Below are 19345 nucleotides of genomic sequence, written 5' to 3'. Positions count from 1 at the left end.
CGGAACATCCGTATGTAATTAAAATTTCTCTCGAATGGAATACTATTTTCTCTCGGGAGAAATTTTTTTTAACCGAATGTCCTTGCTTTTTGCTACTTTTGTCATCTGTTAATCACTAAACAATAAACATATGAAACACGGGAGTGGGTTGATGGCGGTACTTTTTATGTTATTGCCGTTATGTAATCTTTATTCACAGGAGAAGGGGGCGAGGGAAGATAATACCTTGCGTATAATGAGTTATAATATTCGTAATGGGAGAGGAATGGACGATGTCTCTAACTTTCAACGTACGGCTGACGTAATTAATAAAGTACGTCCGAATGTTGTTGCCGTACAGGAAGTGGACAGTGTGACAGGCAGAAGCGGTCAGATCGATGTGTTGCGTGTGTTGGCTGATAAGACACTGATGTTTCCGATATATGCTCCTGCGATCGATTATGACGGAGGAAAATATGGTATCGGTATGTTGGCAAAGGAAAAACCGCTCGGTTACCGGTACTTGGCGCTTCCGGGAAGAGAAGAAGAGCGTGCCTTGCTGATCGTTGAGTTCGAAAAATATATCTATTGTTGTACCCACCTTTCGCTGACAGGAGAAGATCGTCTGGCTTCGTTGGATATTATCCGCAGGGAAGCGGCAAAAGCCAATAAACCTCTCTTTATCGCCGGCGATTTTAATGCACATCCCGATTCGGAAGTCATTAAAGGTATACAGAAAGACTTTGTGATCCTCACAAATACCAAACAACCTACTTTCCCTGCAGACGAACCGACTGAAACAATCGATTATATTGCTGCCTATGCAAAAGATACTACAGCATTTACACGTCTTTCTTCATGGGTGGTAAATGAACCGGCAGCTTCCGATCATCGTCCGATCGTAACAGATATTGTTTTTATGCAACCGGCTGACAAGATTTTCCGCACGGAGCCTTATTTACAGAATCCCGTAGGAAACGGAATTACGGTTATGTGGCAGACAACTGTTCCTACTTACAGTTGGGTGGAATACGGAACGGATAAGAACCAGTTAAAGAAAGCACGTACCATCGTGGACGGTCAGGTAATCTGTAACGACCTGCAGAATAAGATCCGGTTGAATGACCTGGAACCGGGCAAGACTTACTATTATCGTATTTGTTCACAAGAAATCATGCTGTATCAGGCTTATAAGAAAGTATTCGGAGAAACGGCTGTTTCCGATTTCCATACATTCACGTTGCCGGCAGCTTCTGATACTGATTTTACTGCTATTATCTTTAATGACTTGCACAAGCATTCTGAAACATTGCAGGCTTTGTACAAACAGGTGAAAGACGTAGATTATGACTTCGTTATCTTTAACGGTGACTGTATCGACGATCCTGCCAACCATGATGAAGCCACTCATTTCCTTTCTGAACTGAACGAAACTGTGGGTGCGACGGATGTTCCTGTCTTTTACCTGCGTGGTAACCATGAGATCAGGAATGCCTATTCGATCGGTTTGCGTAAACTGTTTGATTATGTCGGCGATAAGACATACGGTGCGTTTAACTGGGGCGATACTCGTATCGTCATGTTGGATTGCGGTGAAGATAAACCCGATGATCATTGGGTTTATTATGGTCTGAATGATTTCTCCGCCCTGCGTGAGGCACAAGTAGGCTTCCTGAAAGAAGAACTGGCTTCCAAGCCGTTTAAACAAGCAACGAAACGTGTGTTGATCCATCATGTGCCTATCTATGGAAAAGATGTAGACCGTTATAACCCTTGTCTGGAGCTGTGGGGCGGACTGTTGGCAAAAGCTCCGTTCAATGTATGTATCAACGCGCATACTCATCGTAACGCCTATTATCCGAAAGGTGATGCCAACGGAAATAACTTTCCGGTTATCGTAGGAGGCGGTTACCGTATGGACGGTGCGACGGTCATGGTGCTTCAGAAAAAAGGAAAGGACATGACTTTGAAGGTATTGAATACGAAGGGCGAAACCCTTCAGGAATTGAAATTGTAATTAAATATTTATCATCAAATAACAAGTATGGATATCAACACAGAAGAGTTAGAGGAGACTATTATCTCGGTTAAAGAAACAGATCTGATTTACGGTATCGACGACCGTCCACCTTTGAAAGAAGCTCTGTTTGCCGCCTTGCAGCATTTATTGGCTATCTTTGTCGCGATCATTACTCCGCCGCTGATCATTGCGGGAGCTTTGAAACTCGATCTTGAAACGACTGGTTTCCTGGTGTCGATGGCTCTTTTTGCTTCCGGTATATCCACATTTGTACAATGTAAACGGATCGGTCCGGTGGGAGCCGGGCTGCTCTGTATACAGGGAACGAGCTTTTCATTCATCGGTCCGATCATTTCTGCCGGACTGACGGGTGGTTTGCCGCTGATTTTCGGTGTTTGTATGGCTGCTGCTCCGATCGAAATGATTATTAGCCGGACATTCAAATATATGCGTTCGATCATTACTCCGCTGGTTTCAGGGATTGTCGTGCTGTTGATCGGGTTGAGCCTGATCAAGGTCGGCGTGGTTTCTTGCGGGGGCGGTTTTGCTGCGATGGATAACGGGACATTCGGTAGCTTGGAAAATATCGGCGTAGCTGCAACTGTATTGCTGAGTGTGCTGTTCTTCAACCGTTGCAAGAATAAATACCTGCGTATGAGTTCGATCGTTCTCGGACTGTGTATTGGTTACGGACTGTCTTTTGCCTTGGGAATGGTCGATATGAGTGCGGCTTCCTCCCAGAACCTGATGGGATTCAATATACCGGTTCCGTTTAAATACGGGCTCGATTTCAATATTTCTTCATTCATCGCTATCGGGCTGGTTTATCTGATCACGGCTATTGAAGCGACAGGCGATATAACTGCCAACTCCATGATTTCCGGTAAATCGATTGAAGGAAAGAGTTATCTGAAGCGTGTCTCCGGCGGTGTGCTGGCAGACGGTGTAAATTCTTTTGTTTCCGGTGTCTTTAATTCATTTCCAAATTCTATCTTTGCACAAAATAACGGGATCATCCAGTTGACAGGCGTTGCCAGCCGTTATGTCGGTTATTATATTGCCGGCATGCTGGTTTTACTGGGATTGTTTCCGGTTGTGGGTGTGGTGTTCTCTTTGATGCCCGATCCGGTTCTCGGAGGGGCTACATTACTGATGTTCGGAACGGTGGCAGCTGCCGGTATCCGTATCATCGCTTCGCAGGAGATCAACCGGAAAGCGACACTGGTATTAGCAGTCAGCCTTTCCCTCGGTTTGGGGGTGGAATTAATGCCTGACATTTTGAAAACGGCTCCGGAGGCTATCAAAGGCATATTCTCATCCGGTATTACTACGGGCGGTTTAACGGCGATTATTGCCAATGTGCTGATCCGTGTAAAAGAAGATAAAGAAGATAAAACACAATAAAAACAAATGGAATTACTTAAACAGCGTATTTTGCAAGACGGCAGATGCTATCCGGGAGGTATCTTGAAGGTGGACAGTTTTATAAATCACCAGATGGACCCGATGCTTCTGTATAAGGTTGCTGAAGAATTTATCAATCGATTTAAAGGAGAACATATCAATAAGATCGTTACGATCGAAGCAAGCGGTATCGCCCCGGCCATCATGGTCGGTTATATCCTGCAACTGCCGGTGGTATTTGTAAAGAAAAAGCAACCGAAGACAATGGAGAATATGCTGAGCACGGTAGTCCATTCTTTTACCAAAGACCGTGATTATTCTGTTTGTATCAGTAATAATTTCCTGACGGCAGACGATCATATCCTGTTTATCGACGACTTCCTTGCTTTCGGTAATGCAGCTATGGGAATGCTGGACTTGGCAAAACAGGCTGGTGCGACAATTTCCGGTATGGGTTTTATTATCGAAAAGGCATTTCAGGATGGAGGAAAAGCATTGCGCGAATCAGGTATCCATGTGGAAAGTTTGGCTATTATCGACAATCTCGACGATTGTAAGATCACGATCCGTTAGAAAGAAACCAACTAATTGAGTAAAAAATAATGAATACAGAAGTAAAAGAAAGATTACTCGACAGAGTGAAAACCAATCCCTATGTAAACCATTTGGGGGTACAATTCACTACTGTCGAAGATGGGATCGTTGAGGCACGTATGCCTTTGCACGATGAACAACGCCAGTATAGCGGTGTTATTCATGGAGGTGTATTGGCTGCCTTGGCCGATACGATCGCCGGATTTGCCGCCTATACAATGACTCCGTTGGATAAAGATGTATTGACGGCAGAACTGAAAGTCTCCTTCCTGCGGGCAGCCTGGGGGAAAGAGTTGATTGCCAAAGGAACAGTGATCAAACCAGGACGGCACGTACATTTCAGTGAATGCGAGATTTATTGCGATGATAAACTCGTAAGCAAAGCATCCGGCACGTTCAGTGTCGTACAACCACAGGTATAGACAAAATCCGTTTTATATCGAAAAGCGCAGGCAAGCTGTGTTTTTCATAATCGGCAGCTTCAGGATATCCTCTTGCTGCCTTTTTTCTATCCGTACGATGATGGCACGGTTAAATCCCCCATGCCCGATAGCCAGGATACGTTTGTCCGGAAATTCGGTTTGCAGGAATTCCAGAAACTCTCCGGCTCTCTTATATAAAGCCTCCAGGCTTTCTACACTTTCAGGCAGGTGCTTGAAATCCATTTCGTTGGCAACCTTTCCGGTATAGATATCCCAGTCCATTTCACGGAGCAGGGGAGTCTGGACAGGTTCCAGCCCTTTACGACGGGCAACAGCCAGGGCTGTATCGTAACTCCGGGCCAGGTCGCTGCTGACAATCACGTCGATCTCTTCTCCTTCCAACAGGTCGGCAAGTTGTTCCGCCTGTTGTTTTCCCAATTCGGAGAGATGGCCGGGCATTTGTCCCTGCATGATGCGCAGTTTATTCTCTTCCGTCTCTCCGTGGCGACTTAGTATAAGCGATATTGTTGAAGTCATATTATTTATACTTGATCCATTTTACCATTTCCTTTATACTCGGTTTCTTTCCATACATCAGGATACCGACCCGGTATATCTTGGCTGATAACCAGACAATGCCGATAGCCGAAGCATATAGTAAAGAAACAGATAACAACTTCTCCCACAAAGGTATTTCAAACGGGATACGTACCATCATGACAATCGGTGATGTGAACGGTATCATCGAACACCAGAAAGCCAGCGGGCCGTCCGGATTCTCCATGCTATAAATACCGGCGTACAACGCAAAGATCATAAAGATTGTAACAGGCGCCATAAACTGTTGCGTATCTTCCTGGCTGTCTACAGCCGAACCGATTGCCGCGAATATGGATGCATATAACATATAACCGCCAATAAAATAGATAATAAAGGAAATACCTATCTCTGCGATATTGATAGAATTAATAATTCCCATAATCTCATTACCGGAAGAAGAAGCCAATGCATTCGTATCCACCATTCCCATTTGGGGGCCGGCTTGCAGGGCACTCATATCAGCCCCTCCCGAGAACATGAATCCTCCTACGCTAACCAGTACGGTCGTGATAATCCCCCACAGGAATACCTGTGTCAATCCGACAAAACCGATACCGATAATTTTCCCCATCATCAGATCGAACGGCCGCACAGAAGAAATCATCACCTCGATGATGCGGTTGGTCTTTTCCTCCATCACCCCTTGCATGACCATCGCACCATACATCATAATGAACATATAAATAATGAACGTGAATACCATTCCGATCACGGATGCTACGGTGGCCGACGACGTACTTTCTTGCCCGTCTTCGCTCCATTTGATGGTTTGTACATTAAAATTAATTTTACTTTCCCGGATGATCTCTTTCAGATTGGGGATGTTGAAGGAAGCAAGCTTCTCACTTTCGAGTTGTTTGCTTAATGTCTGGTTAACCAGCCGGCTCAGTTCGACGGGTACCTGCTTTTCCGAATAGAGAGTTGCCGCCTTTGGGTTGCTCAACAGATCGTCTGTAATACTGAGGAAGGCGAATATTTCCTTGTCACTGTTCCGGCGATAGTCGTCTAACGTCTTGTCGCTATGGACGAAGTGGAAGCTTTCATTGTTTTCAAACAATTGGGCATATTTTCCTGTCGTATCGATAATGGCGATATTACGAACCTCGTCTCCTTTAATAGTTGACAACCATAATGGAACGAACACCAGTGCTGCAAACAAAAACGGAGTTAATAGCGTAAGCAGGATAAACGACTTTTTACTTACCCGGCGCAGATACTCTCTTTTGATTATAAGTCCTATTTTATTCATGCCTGTGTCGTGTTTGTACCTGATACGGTGTTAATAAATATGTCGTTCATGGATGGTAACTCTTCGGTAAACGAGAGAATTTCTGCCTGTTTCGATAAAGTGGACAGTAGAGCAGAGTTGCTGATACCTTCTGCCTTATGGATCTGAAATTCACGTATCCCGCTTTGTTCCTTTTCGGAAAGTATGGTAAAGATATCCGTCTGATCGTTTTGCAGGGAGCTATCCGATGTGATACGTAAAGTAAATGTATTGTTCCGGAAACGGTTCCTTACTTCCGTTACATTTCCGGAAAGAACGACCTGTGAACGATTTATCAGGGCTATATTATCGCATATTTCTTCCACTGATGCCATATTATGGGTGGAGAATATAATCGTATGTCCTTTCTCCTTCAGTTCCAGTATTTCCTGCTTCAGCCGTTCCGCATTCACCGGGTCGAAACCGCTGAACGGTTCGTCGAATATAAGCAGTGCCGGTTCGTGAATAACGGTAATGATGAATTGAACTTTCTGTTGCATCCCTTTCGACAATTCTTCCAGCTTCTTGTTCCACCAGGGCATGATGTCGAACTTTTTGAACCACTGGGTCAGGCGGGTCCGAGCCTCCTGATAGGATAAGCCTTTCAATTGCGCCAGATAGATTGCCTGTTCGCCGACTTTCATCTTTTTATATAATCCCCGTTCTTCCGGCAGGTATCCGATCTGGTATATGTCCTCCGGCTGCGATTCACGTCCGTTGAAACGAACGATCCCACTGTCGGGAGCCGTGATACGGTTAATAATACGGATCAGCGTGGTTTTTCCGGCGCCGTTAGGTCCGAGCAACCCGAATATCTTTCCTTCGGGCACCTGGATGTTGACTTTGTTCAGGGCAAGATGATTGGCATACTGTTTTACCACATCTTCCGTTTCCAAAAAGTTCATAGGCTATAAATTGTTGTTACATTTTTAATACGATACGTTCTCCCAATTCTTTACTCAATACATTCTTTATCTCGTTCAGGTGAGTCAGCTTTCTCATCAACTCGAACACCTGATCTTCATTCCCTTTCAGATGTGCTTCCTTGATGCCTAACTGGGTCTCTTTAATCTGGCGTATGATATAGGCATCCTTCATGGCATATATTTCACGTATAACCAACTGATCCAGTTTGTCCTCTTCCTGTTCCAGTTCACGATACTTGCTGTGATATTTGCTCAACTGATATTTTTCGCTGATCAGGTTCGCTGCCAAACGGCTGACGTTCGGGTCCGGATGGGCCAGGAAGTAACGGTTGGCAATAAATCCCTCGTTCTTGCATCTCTCAGCAGCTTCGTCGAGCATATTTTTGAAGATCGGGGTATAGAAAGTCAGATCGTCACGTTCCAGGTCGTAACGGATATATTCGGCAACACGCATAACGATATGTTCGTTTGTTTCTTCATCCACATAGTCGAACAAAACTTTCTCGCCATAACGCACGATATATTTCAGCAACGTAAGTTCGTATATTTCATAAGGCGAACGTTTCGGCTGGGCGGCGCGAACCGCTTCTGGCGGTTGTACCGGCGGAAAATCGGGGGGGGGCACATCCATAGGACCTGTCTCTCCCGCCGGATATTCTTCCATGGGCGGAGGAGGAGGGGGCATATCGTCCGGTAATGATGGCATTGCTTCGTCCGATGGTGGCAAAAAGCTATCCTCTACGATCGGCTGGTAACCGGGAATATCCGGATATTCCGGTATCATACTCATTGTATTGGATACCGGAGGTGTGGACTGTGCCTGGTTGTTTTGCCTTTCTTCCTTATTTAAACGGATTTTGTTTACCTCGTTCAGCAACACCTGTTCGTCTATCTCCATCATCGCACTGCATTCGCGGATATAGATGGAACGGGCTATATTGTCGGGGATAATGGCTACCGTGCGGATAATATCCGTGATCAGCGACGAACGTTTGATCGGGTCGTTGCCTGCATCATCCAGTAATAAACGGGTTTTGAAACGGATAAAGTCCGTTTCGCTCTGTTTGATAAATTCGGCGAACTGGCTGGCATTGTGTTTGCGGGCGAACGAGTCGGGGTCTTCACCGTCCGGCAGCAGAACTACCTTGACGTTCATTCCGTCTTCCAGCAACAGGTCGATACCGCGCAGGGCGGCTTTGATACCGGCGGCATCACCGTCATATAGTACGGTAATATTATTGGTGAAACGATGTATAAGCCGTATCTGTCCCTGTGTAAGAGCCGTACCGGACGAGGCGACCACATTCTCTATACCCGCCTGGTGCATGGAGATCACATCGGTGTAACCTTCTACCAGGAAGCAGCGGTCTTCCTTCACCATCGACTGTTTGGCGAAATAGATACCGTAAAGCTCATTACTTTTATGGTAAATCTCGCTTTCGGGCGAGTTGACGTACTTGGCTGTTTTCTCGTCCTTTTTGAGCACGCGGCCACCGAAAGCCACCACTTTACCGCTCAACGTATGTACGGGGAAGATCACACGACCACGGAAACGGTCGTTCACCCCTCCGTTATCGTAAGCAATGACTAACCCTGTTTTTTCAAGGAATTCTTTTTTATAACCGTTCTTGGTTGCTGCCTTATATAAAGCATCCCGCTGGTCGAGACTGTAACCTAACTGAAATTTACGGATGGTGTCTTCCCGGAATCCACGTTCGGCAAAATAACGCAATCCGACGGTTTTCCCTTCTACGTGTTCGTACAGCTGGGTGCTGAAATACTGTTGTGCCCAACTGTTGACGATCAACATACTTTCCCGGTCGCTGCGTCTTTGCTTTTCCTTATCGGTCAGTTCCCGTTCCTGTATCTCGATGTTGTATTTCTTGGCAAGATAACGTAAGGCATCGAAATAGTTCAGCTGTTCATGCTTCATGATGAAGTGAACAGCCGTGCCGCCTTCGCCACAGGCGAAGCATTTACAGATATTTTTGGCCGGAGAGACGTAGAAAGAGGGGGTTTTGTCTGTATGAAACGGACATAATCCTACATAGTTGATCCCTCGCTTACGCAAGGTAACGAATTCTGAAACAACATCCACAATATTTGCAGTGTCAAGTATCCGGTCTATGGTAGGTTGATCGATCATTTATTTATTTCCTTCCTTATAATAACGGAAGGCAAATGTAGTGATTTTATTTGAAATGGAGTAACTGTAGATAATATCCCTTTGAAAGTAATAGTTAATGCGCGTAAAAAAGAAAGGAAGCTCTTTGATATGTAAGAAACAGGAATAATCCTTATCTTTACAGCGAAAGTTTAATCATATAATATATTTAACTATGAATGAATTACAGGTAATTCAAAGTAAGATCTACGAGATACGAGGACAAAAGGTGATGATAGATCGGGATTTAGCTGAAATGTATGATGTGCCAACAAAGGTGTTAAACCAAGCTGTTAAGCGTAATATAGATCGCTTTCCATCTGATTTTATGTTCCAACTTACAGATAAGGAATTAGAAGATTGGAGGTCACAATTTGTGACTTCCAATTCAATAAAAATGGGTATGAGACGAAAGCCTTATGCTTTTTCTGAATTAGGAGTAGCTATGCTTAGTAGTGTTCTTAATTCAAAAACCGCAATACAAGTAAACATTAATATTATGCGTGCTTTTGTTGTAATTCGGCAGATGTTGATAACATCCCCTATCAGTAAAACAACAATGCTTCAACAGGAATTAAAGGAGTTGAAAGAATATATTGAAGAAGTATTCGCTGACTATAATGATATTAATGCTGATACTCGCCTACAATTGGAACTAATTAATAAAACATTGGCTGAATTACAGGTACAAAAGAGATTATCGGATAGACCACACAACCCGGTTGGATTTATAAAACCGAAATAGTTCCTATAGAGTAGCTATCTGTTCCTCGAACCGCTCTTTGTCGTAAGCCTTGCTTCTTACCTTGCTTCGGTAGGAGTAAACCGTAGCCAGCGAATATCCCAGGAAATGGGCGATATTGCTGCTGTCGTTTATTCCGAGCCGGATGAGGGCGAAGATGCGCAGTTCGGTCGACAGGATTTCGCCGGATTTAGGATATAGTTTTCCCTCTTCCGTCATCAAGCCGTTGAAAGATTCGGTGAAGCGGGGGAAGAGCCGAAGAAATGACTTGTCGAACTCATTATAGAAATTTTTCCGCTCATCGCGTATGAACTGTTCGGACTTGATCGTCTTGAACAAATCATCCAGTTTGGAGGCCATTGCCAGTTTGGCGAGCGAACGGCGATACGTATCCAGTTTGTCCAGATAGATGACGCATTGGTTCAGGTAGAGTGCGATGTATTCCTCTTTTATTTTGCTAGCCTGGCTCAATTCTTTGTTGATCTCCTGTAGCTGTTCGTTGGCTGCACTGACTTTCTTACGCATAAGCGACAGCTTTTTCATCTGTCGGTAGAGGTAGAAAATCGTGATCAATAAAAGAAATGCCATCAGGCTGATGCTGATAAGCAGGGTACGGGTGATCTGTTTCTCTTTCTGTATTTTCAGTTTATATACTTTATCCACGATCGGGAAAAACTCGGTCACTTCCACTGAGCGGAGACGGGCGTTACAGGCAACTGCATCTTCCATCGAACAGCTCAGGTATTTGTATGCCCGTTCGATATCTCCTTTTTCAAACATCAGTAGTGCTAGTTTTTGCAGGGATATGTATTCACGTTTGGCTGCTTTTAGGTCACCTATCGCTGTTTGTGCCAGGTAATAGATTTGTTTTTCCGTATCTCCTTTTTGAGCGTATGCCTGGGATAGGTTATATAATATGTATATAGCAGATTCTGTTCCTTTGGCCTTTTCGAGTTCTTTGTTCATCAGGCGGATGGCTTCGTCGGGATTGCCGTTTACGATCAGCTGGTCTGCCAGAACGATATTATGGTCGGTACCGTCCGGGGTAACCGCCAGGATCGAGTCGCGGTAAGCGTTTGTCTGGGCGATATATTTATGACGGTCGTTTGTACGGGTGTAGTCGGCTATCCAGCCATAAAAGGTGCGGCAGGTATAGTAATAATAAAGTAATGACCTTTCGCTTAAATCCTCTCTTTGTATTTGTTCCAGTTGTTCGGGTACTTCGTTATAAAGACCCATAATACCGAGAACCTCTGCTCGGGCTATCCGCAGATCGTTTTTATAGGACGGGTTACGAAGTGAATTGATCAAAGTCTCCCTTCTTTCCAGACAACGCAGGGCCGAGTCTGCCTGAAAATGCAGATAGATACCGAACAAAGTTCCGTAAAGCTCATATTTACTTTCCAGCGAAGAGGTTGCCTTCAACAGACTTTTAATGCTATCGGCTTCCTGTTCCCGTTGCTGCTGGAAGACCGGTTTCTGCGCAATCGTGCGATCCAGTTCTTTTAACAGGGCTAGATTCGTCTTGTCTTTTTCAGAAGCATAAGACAACTGGAAGCAAAACAGAAACAGGAGAATGGCTGATATCGTTTTAGTCATAGGAGTGTTTTTCATTTACAATGTTCTGTATTCATTCATTTACAAATGTAAGAAATATCTTCGGGTTGTCTATTCTGATCTGTAATAATTATAGGCATGACTTCTTTTATAGCTCACCATCCCGAATTCCCTAAAAACTCGTTTTAAACGAACCAGCATTTCGTTTAAAACGAGATTTTTTTCGTTTAAAACGGACTGTAGCCTCGTTTAAAGCGAGTTTTCGTTCGTTTAAAACGAGATTTGGGCTCTTGGGCTGATCGGGGGCGATATTACCTCTATAAATAATGAATATACTCCCTATATAGTACTATAATTCTTTCTAATCCGTTTTGATTTTTGCCCTGTTTGCTTGAAGCTATATATCTGTTAATCAGTAGAAAGATACTTTTAAGAGTTTTGATTTTTTTTCTAGTGAAAGTTTTCGGTTGACTAACCCTCTACATTTGCTTCCGTTAACAAACAAATCATCCATGAAACAAATTATTATTACGATTGTATTATGTCTGACCTTCAATCTACCCGGAATATCGGCTTTGAATGTTCAGAAAACAGAACCGGCCTTCTGGTGGTCCGGCATGCAGAATACCGAATTACAGATTTTATTATACGGTAACGATATCTCCACAGATAATGTCTCTCTGTCGGCATCGGATATCCGTATCAAAGAAATTGTCAGGTTAGAAAATCCCAATTACTTATTAGTTTATCTGGATTTGACGGAGACGGCTCCGCAACAATTCAATATCATACTGAAGAAGAATGGTGAGCAGGCCGTTATTCCTTATCAGATCAAAGACCGCAAAGACAGTCCTGCCGGTGCAAAAGGTTTTGATGCTTCCGACGTATTATATCTGATCATGCCCGACCGCTTCGCGAATGGTAATCCCGATAACGACCGTGTTGCGGGAATGTTGGAGAATAAGGTAGACCGTTCCGATCCTTTTGCCCGCCATGGAGGTGATATTCAAGGAATAGAAAATCACCTGGATTACTTTACCGATCTGGGCGTGACAGCTATTTGGTTGAATCCCATTCTTGAAAACAATATGCGGGAAGGTTCTTACCATGGCTATGCAATCACCGATTATTATGCCGTCGACCCGCGTTTGGGTAGCAATCAGGACTTCTGCCGGATGGTAGATGCTGCCCATAATAAGGGTTTGAAGATTGTGATGGATATGATCTTCAACCATTGCGGCAGCGAGCATTTTTTCTTTAAAGATAAACCGTCCGATAACTGGTTCAACTTCCAGGATAATTATACGCAGACCTCTTATCAGACTATGCCGCAAATGGATATACACCGTTCGGATTACGACAAGACGAAAAGTGTGGACGGCTGGTTCACTGAATCCATGCCCGACTTGAACCAACGCAATCGTCATGTCGCTACCTACCTGATACAGAATAGTATTTGGTGGATCGAATATGCCGGGATAGACGGTATCCGTCAGGACACACATCCGTATGCAGACTTTGAGATGATGGCACGCTGGTGTCGGGCTGTCAAAGCGGAATATCCTGATTTCAATATTGTCGGCGAAACCTGGCTCGGTAGCAATGTAGGTGTTTCTTTCTGGCAGAAAGATAGTAAGGTGGCTTATCCTCGCAATTCTTATTTACCTACTGTGATGGATTTTCCGTTGAACGGTCTGATGTCGTATGTTTTCGATGAGGAAACGAACGAGTGGGACAGAGGATTGGCGAAGATTTATGATTATCTGTCACAGGATATTGTGTATGCCAATCCGATGAATCTTTTGGTATTCCTGGATAACCACGATACCTCACGCTTCTATAAAACAAAACCGTCTTCCGGCCTGAACCGTTACAAACAGGCACTGGCTTTCCTGTTGACTGTCCGTGGAATCCCACAGATCTATTACGGAACGGAAATAGTGATGGCCGGCGATAAGGCAAACGGCGACGGTGCTTTGCGTAACGACTTTCCCGGAGGCTGGAAAGGAGATAAAGTAAATGCATTCACTCCGGCAGGACGTGATTCGTTGCAGACGGAAGCATTTGCCTATATGCAGAAACTCCTTCGGTGGCGTGCCGGAAATGAAGTGGTCGCCAAAGGTTCCTATAAACATTTCATTCCGCGCAACGGCGTTTATGTCTACGAAAGACGATTGGGTAACCGTTCCATTGTCGTTTTCCTGAACGGTACGGATGAAAAGAAAATGCTTGACCTTGCTCCCTACCGGGAAATTCTCCCTGCTTCTTCGGCTAATGAGTTGCTGAGCGGTAAGAATATCCGGTTGGATTCCTCCCTCTCTCTTTCTGCAAGAGATGTTGTGATCCTTGAATTTTAATGTTAATATAAATCATATAACACCATGAAACGTAGTATTTTGTTTTTGGCCGCATTGTTCGGCTGCTGTGCGGTGTCATACGCCCAGCAATTACTTTCACCGGATGGAAATCTGAAAATGACTTTCAAGCTGGATGAAAAGGGCGCACCGGTTTATGACCTGAGTTATAAACAGAAAGAAGTGATCAAACCCAGTAAACTAGGGCTGGAGTTGAAGAAGGAAGATGCGGATGCCGCTGTCGACTTCGAGTTCAAACAACGCAAAGATGTTGCAGCGTTGGATAAAAAGACGAACCTGTATGACGGATTTAAAATAACGGATACCCGTACGGCTGCTTTCGATGAAACCTGGCAACCGGTATGGGGAGAAGAAAAAGAAATTCGTAATCAGTATAACGAGCTGGCCGTTACGTTGGATCAACCGGCAAACGACCGTTCTATCATTATCCGTTTCCGCCTGTTCAACGATGGGTTAGGGTTCCGTTATGAATTTCCGCAGCAGAAAGAGCTGAATTATTTCGTGATCAAAGAGGAAAAGTCACAGTTTGCCATGGCAGGCAACCATAAGGCGTTTTGGCTCCCGGGCGATTATGACACACAAGAATACAGTACGGTTACTTCCCGCCTGAGCGAAATCCGCGGGTTGATGAAGGAAGCCGTTACGCCTAACTCTTCACAAACACCTTTCTCCCAGACTGGCGTTCAGACACCGTTGATGATGAAATCGGAGGATGGTTTGTATATCAACCTGCATGAGGCAGCCTTGGTTGACTATTCTTGTATGCACCTCAATCTGGATGATAAGAATATGGTCTTCGAATCCTGGCTTACTCCGGATGCCAAAGGGGATAAAGGATATTTACAAACTCCTTGTCAGTCTCCGTGGAGAACGGTTATCGTGAGTGACGATGCGCGTGATATTCTGGCTTCACGTATCACTCTGAACTTGAACGAGCCTTGTAAGCTGGAAGATGTTTCCTGGATCAAGCCGGTTAAATATATCGGTATCTGGTGGGATATGATCACCAATAAAGGAACATGGGCTTATACGGATGAATTAAGCAGTGTCAAGTTGGGCGAAACGGATTACACAAAGGTGAAACCGAACGGCCGCCACTCTGCCAATACGGCTAATGTGAAGCGTTATATCGACTTTGCCGCGGCCAATGGTTTCGACGCCGTCCTGGTGGAAGGATGGAATGAAGGTTGGGAAGACTGGTTCGGAAAGAGCAAAGATTATGTATTCGACTTCGTAACTCCTTATCCTGATTTCGATGTACAAGAAATCCATCGTTATGCGGCAAGTAAAGGTATCAAGATGATGATGCACCATGAAACTTCGGCTTCCGTACGTAACTATGAACGTCATATGGACAAAGCGTATCAGTTCATGGTAGACAACGGATACAACAGTGTGAAAAGCGGTTATGTCGGTGATATCATCCCTCGCGGCGAACATCATTACGGACAGTGGATGTGTAACCATTATCTGTATGCCGTAAAGAAAGCAGCCGATTATAAGATTATGGTAAACGCCCATGAAGCCACTCGTCCGACAGGTTTGTGCCGCACGTACCCGAACCTGATCGGAAACGAATCGGCTCGCGGGACCGAATATGAATCGTTCGGAGGTAATAATGTCGACCATACCACGATCCTCCCGTTCACCCGTTTGATCGGAGGACCGATGGATTACACGCCGGGCATTTTCGAAACGCATTGCAGTGCGATGAATCCGTCGAACACCTCACAGGTACGTTCCACGCTGGCACGCCAATTGGCTCTTTACGTAACGATGTACAGCCCGCTTCAGATGGCTGCCGACATTCCCGAACATTACGAACAATATGCCGACGCTTTCCAGTTCATCAAAGATGTCGCCCTCGATTGGGACAAATCCCTTTATCTGGAAGCTGAGCCGGGCGATTATATTACGATTGCACGTAAGGCAAAAGGTACAGGTGACTGGTTTGTCGGTTGTACGGCAGACGAGAACGGACATGACTCACGTCTCTCTTTCGACTTCCTCGAACCGGATAAGAAATACATCGCAACAGTATATGCCGATGCAAAAGATACCGACTGGAAAAATAATCCGCAGGCCTATACGATTAAGAAAGGGCTGTTGACAAACAAGAGTAAATTGAATTTGAAGGCAGCCAGCGGTGGTGGCTACGCGATCAGTATCTTCGAGGTGAAAGATTTGAAAGATATAAAAGGGTTAAAAAATCTATAAGGTAAAAGGATTGTTAAGGTTATTAAGTAAACTTGTAAAGAACTTAAATTTAAGCACATGAAACGTTTAAGGTTTAAAGCTTTGTTGATACTCATCGCAGGCTTGTGTATGTCCATCTCTGTGTTTGCCCAGCAAATAACAGTGACTGGAGTTGTGAAAGATCCTACAGGAGAACCGGTTATCGGGGCGAATGTCATTATAAAAGGGACAACGAACGGTACTGTCACGGATGTAGACGGTCAGTTTATGTTGTCTGCTTCCAAAGGAGATATTATCTCTGTTTCATTTATCGGATATAAAATGCAGGAACTACCTGCCGCTGCCAATATGAATATTATTTTGGCGGAAGATTCCCAAATGCTGGAAAACGTAGTCGTTATCGGCTACGGTACGGTAAAAAAGAATGACGCGACCGGGGCGGTGACGGCGATCAAGTCGGATGAGAAGAACCGGGGCGTACAGGTCAGTCCGCAGGATATGTTGATGGGTAAGGTGGCAGGTGTATCGGTGGCTTCTTCAACCGGACAGCCGGGTTCCTCTTCGTCGATCCGTATTCGTGGCGGCTCCTCCTTGTCTGCCAAAAACGACCCGTTGGTGGTTATCGATGGGGTGATTATGAACAACAGTGCTCCCGACGGTCTGAGTAATCCGCTGAGTACGGTCAATCCGGCGGATATCGAATCGTTCACCGTATTGAAAGATGCTTCGGCGGCTGCTATTTACGGTTCGCGTGCTTCCAATGGTGTTATTATCATTACGACCAAGAAAGGGAAAAGCGGTAGCGTGAAGATCAATTATTCCGGAAATGTATCGATCAGTACAAAACGTAACAAGATAGAGGTTATGAGTGCAGACGAATATCGTGACTATATCACTACTTCACCGAATGTTACGGAAGGTATGTTGACTGCACTGAACCTGCATCCGGGTGTAAGTACGGACTGGCAGGACGAAGTGTTGCGCACGGCTGTATCTACCGATCACAACCTCAGTGCATATGGTTCAGTCAAAGAGTTTATGCCGTATCGTGTATCGTTCGGTTATACCGACCAGAACGGTATTTTGAAAACATCTAACTTCCAGCGGTACACCGGAAGTCTGTCTTTGACTCCCTCCCTGTTTAACGACCATCTGAATGTAAACCTAAATGCGAAAGGCGTTTATATCAAGAACCGTTTTGCCGATACGGGTGCTTTGGGTAGCGCTGTAGCTTTCGATCCGACCAAGCCGGTGTATAACAATAGTAAATATGGTGGTTTCTTTACTTGGACGGGCGATTATACGCCTGACGGAACGCGTTCCACTTCTGCCGGTGTGAATCCGGTTTCCATGCTGGAAATGGTGGACGACCGTTCGACTGCCAAATCGTTTATCGGAAATGCTCAGTTCGATTATAAGTTCCATTTCCTGCCCGAACTTCGTATCAACATGAATATGGGTATCGATTATACTTCTGTGGAAGGTAAGAAATATGTGGACCCGAACGCGCCCGGTTCTTATCAGCCGGACGATGATGCAACCGGAAGCCGTAATATCTATAACAACTCGCACAACAATAAGATATTCGATCTGTATGGCCAATATTCAAAGGACTTTGAATCCATATCCAGCCATTTCGATGTAATGGCTGGATACTCTTACCAGAGTTATCGTACGAAAACGGATAAAGTGACTTATTATCTGTCACGCCGTCCGGAGACATTCGGTCAGAATGCCACGGTAAGCAATGAGTTTAAGGAAACCGATACGAAATATGTGCTTGCCTCTTTTTACGGTCGTATGAATTACTCGTTGATGAACAAATACCTGTTGACTTTTACCTTACGTGACGATGCATCTTCTCGTTTCGCCAAGAACAGACGCTGGGGACTTTTCCCTTCACTGGCACTGGGATGGAAACTGAACGAAGAATCTTTCCTGAAAGATTTCAACAGTCTGGATGAACTGAAGTTACGTTTGGGTTGGGGTGTTACCGGACAACAGGATATCAACCAGGGAGATTATCCGTATCTCTCTTTCTATCGCGACGGTAAAGGTGGTGCCATGTATCCGGTCTATGACGCAGCCGGGAATGTGACCTGGGTGAATGTGATAGCCCCGACGGCAGCTAACCCGAATCTGAAATGGGAAACAACGACTACGTATAATGTGGGTGTCGATTATAGTTTTCTGAACAACCGGATCAGCGGTTCTGTAGATGGATATATCCGCAAGACTAAAGATCTGATCAATGCCGAAGTGAATGTGCCGGCAGGTACCGACTTTGCCGAGTATGTCGTATCGAATATCGGTTCATTGGAGAATAAGGGAGTTGAGTTTTCTATCAATACCCGTCCGGTGGTCGGAAAAGATTTCAACTGGGACCTGGGATTCAATATCGCTTATAATAAGACAAAGATCACTGAACTGACTTACAATGATAATTCGGATTCACCGGGTAAACGTTTTGAATCGACCGGTGGTGATGGTGGTCTGCGCCTGAAAATCCACAGTGTGGGATATGCTCCCGGTTCCTTCTATGTATTCCAGCAGGTGTACGACAAGGATGGCAATCCGATAGAAGGGGAATATGTAGACCGTAATGGCGACGGAGTTGTGAACGACAACGACCTGTATCGTTATAAGAATCCGGTAGCCGACGTAATGATGGGCTTCAATTCCAAGTTCAGTTACAAGAACTGGGATCTGGGTTTCAACGGACGTATCAGCCTGGGAAATTATAACTTCAATGCGACGGCAGCCAATGCGGCTCTCGGTGTAAATGAACTGTTCGGAAACAATGCATTGAGCAATAAACCTGTATCGGCATTGGAGACCGGTTTCCAGACACGCCAGCGCCTGTCGGATTACTATATCCAAAATGCTTCGTATCTGAAAATTGACAATATCACATTAGGATATAATGTCAGTAAGTTCTTGGCAACCGGCTGTAATGCCCGTTTCTACGCCACGGTTCAGAACCCCATCGTCATCACTAAATATGACGGACTGGACCCGGAAGTAAATGACGGTATGGATAACAATGTGTATCCGCGTCCGATCACTGTTTTATTCGGAGTTAACATTAATTTCTAAATT

The 19345-nt window shown here is 44.8% G+C and carries 13 protein-coding genes; 8 read left to right on the top strand and 5 right to left on the bottom strand.

Annotated features, from left to right (window positions below; genetic code table 11):
• Positions 1–166: 166 nt before the first annotated feature.
• The 4 genes from DXD68_RS21700 to DXD68_RS21685 are packed head-to-tail and all read left to right on the top strand — an operon-like array spanning position 167 to position 4419.
• The gene (locus DXD68_RS21700; RefSeq protein WP_199715793.1) at positions 167–1996 is read left to right on the top strand and encodes an endonuclease/exonuclease/phosphatase family protein; all 1830 of its coding nucleotides are present in this window, start codon (positions 167–169) and stop codon (positions 1994–1996) included.
• A gap of 27 nt (positions 1997–2023) precedes the next feature.
• Positions 2024–3403 (top strand): nucleobase:cation symporter-2 family protein, encoded by a 1380-nt coding sequence (locus DXD68_RS21695; RefSeq protein WP_122363547.1) that lies wholly within the window; start codon positions 2024–2026, stop codon positions 3401–3403.
• Positions 3404–3409: 6 nt separating this feature from the next.
• Positions 3410–3976, top strand: a complete 567-nt coding sequence (gene xpt, locus DXD68_RS21690; protein WP_122363546.1) for a xanthine phosphoribosyltransferase — start codon at positions 3410–3412, stop codon at positions 3974–3976.
• A 29-nt stretch (positions 3977–4005) separates the two neighbouring features.
• Positions 4006–4419, top strand: coding sequence for a PaaI family thioesterase (locus DXD68_RS21685; RefSeq protein ID WP_075558412.1), 414 nt, complete (start codon positions 4006–4008; stop codon positions 4417–4419).
• A gap of 12 nt (positions 4420–4431) precedes the next feature.
• Here DXD68_RS21685 and DXD68_RS21680 read toward each other — a convergent pair whose 3' ends face one another.
• Genes DXD68_RS21680 through dnaG form a run of 4 tightly spaced genes read right to left on the bottom strand, consistent with a single transcriptional unit; the run spans position 4432 to position 9358 of the window.
• The gene (locus tag DXD68_RS21680; protein ID WP_122363545.1) at positions 4432–4956 is read right to left on the bottom strand and encodes a histidine phosphatase family protein; all 525 of its coding nucleotides are present in this window, start codon (positions 4954–4956) and stop codon (positions 4432–4434) included.
• A 1-nt stretch (position 4957) separates the two neighbouring features.
• The gene (locus tag DXD68_RS21675; protein WP_122363544.1) at positions 4958–6268 is read right to left on the bottom strand and encodes an ABC transporter permease; all 1311 of its coding nucleotides are present in this window, start codon (positions 6266–6268) and stop codon (positions 4958–4960) included.
• Positions 6265–7191, bottom strand: coding sequence for an ABC transporter ATP-binding protein (locus tag DXD68_RS21670; RefSeq protein WP_122363543.1), 927 nt, complete (start codon positions 7189–7191; stop codon positions 6265–6267). The genes DXD68_RS21675 and DXD68_RS21670 overlap by 4 nt, the downstream gene beginning before the upstream one ends.
• Before the next feature lie 16 nt (positions 7192–7207).
• Entirely contained in the window at positions 7208–9358 is a 2151-nt protein-coding gene (gene dnaG, locus DXD68_RS21665; RefSeq protein WP_122363542.1) for a DNA primase, read from the bottom strand.
• A gap of 193 nt (positions 9359–9551) precedes the next feature.
• Here dnaG and DXD68_RS21660 point away from each other — a divergent pair, with 193 nt between their 5' ends.
• Complete coding sequence (locus DXD68_RS21660; protein WP_122363541.1) at positions 9552–10121, top strand: ORF6N domain-containing protein; 570 nt, start codon at positions 9552–9554, stop codon at positions 10119–10121.
• Between the two features lie 3 nt (positions 10122–10124).
• Here the strand turns inward: DXD68_RS21660 and DXD68_RS21655 are convergent, their stop codons facing one another.
• A complete protein-coding gene (locus DXD68_RS21655; RefSeq protein ID WP_122363540.1) occupies positions 10125–11717 on the bottom strand; it encodes a DUF6377 domain-containing protein in 1593 nt (530 codons plus the stop codon).
• 470 nt (positions 11718–12187) lie between these two features.
• Between DXD68_RS21655 and DXD68_RS21650 the strand changes: the two genes are divergently transcribed.
• Genes DXD68_RS21650 through DXD68_RS21640 form a run of 3 tightly spaced genes read left to right on the top strand, consistent with a single transcriptional unit; the run spans position 12188 to position 19342 of the window.
• Positions 12188–14032 (top strand): glycoside hydrolase family 13 protein, encoded by a 1845-nt coding sequence (locus tag DXD68_RS21650; RefSeq protein WP_122363539.1) that lies wholly within the window; start codon positions 12188–12190, stop codon positions 14030–14032.
• 24 nt (positions 14033–14056) lie between these two features.
• Entirely contained in the window at positions 14057–16267 is a 2211-nt protein-coding gene (locus tag DXD68_RS21645; RefSeq protein WP_122363538.1) for a glycoside hydrolase family 97 protein, read from the top strand.
• 57 nt (positions 16268–16324) lie between these two features.
• Positions 16325–19342 (top strand): SusC/RagA family TonB-linked outer membrane protein, encoded by a 3018-nt coding sequence (locus DXD68_RS21640; RefSeq protein WP_122363537.1) that lies wholly within the window; start codon positions 16325–16327, stop codon positions 19340–19342.
• Positions 19343–19345 lie beyond the last annotated feature (3 nt).

Source organism: Parabacteroides sp. TM07-1AC (assembly GCF_003480915.1).
Lineage (GTDB): Bacteria > Bacteroidota > Bacteroidia > Bacteroidales > Tannerellaceae > Parabacteroides > Parabacteroides chongii.
Note: the sequence above shows the minus strand (reverse complement) of the source record. Positions and strands in the feature narration are given on the sequence as shown.